Annotated in this window: 1 protein-coding gene; it reads left to right on the forward strand. The window is 65.8% G+C overall.

Features of this window, described 5'->3' with window-relative positions; all coding sequences use genetic code 11:
* A partial coding sequence (locus SB725_RS32360) for a TSUP family transporter (RefSeq protein WP_410923599.1) occupies positions 1-257 on the forward strand: 257 nt, incomplete at both ends.

The raw sequence follows: 257 nt of genomic DNA on the forward strand, positions 1-257 counted from the left end.
GCGGTGCCCATGGGCACGGTGGGCGGCTTGTTCGGTGCGTTGTTCGGCAGTGGCGGGTTTCTCTATGCCCTCTATCTGAGCGCGCGCCTGGAGGCGAAAGAGCAGGTGCGCGCTACCCAGAGCGCGTTGATCAGTTGCAGCACCGTGGTGCGCCTGTCGATGTTTCTGATCGCCGGGGTTTACGCCGACAGCAGCCTGCTGTTGCTCGCTGCCTGCCTGTTGCCGGTGATGTTCGTCGGCCTGTGGGTCGGGCGCCG

It is taken from the genome of Pseudomonas sp. SIMBA_041 (genome assembly GCF_046535095.1).
GTDB classification, from domain to species: domain Bacteria; phylum Pseudomonadota; class Gammaproteobacteria; order Pseudomonadales; family Pseudomonadaceae; genus Aquipseudomonas; species Aquipseudomonas mucoides.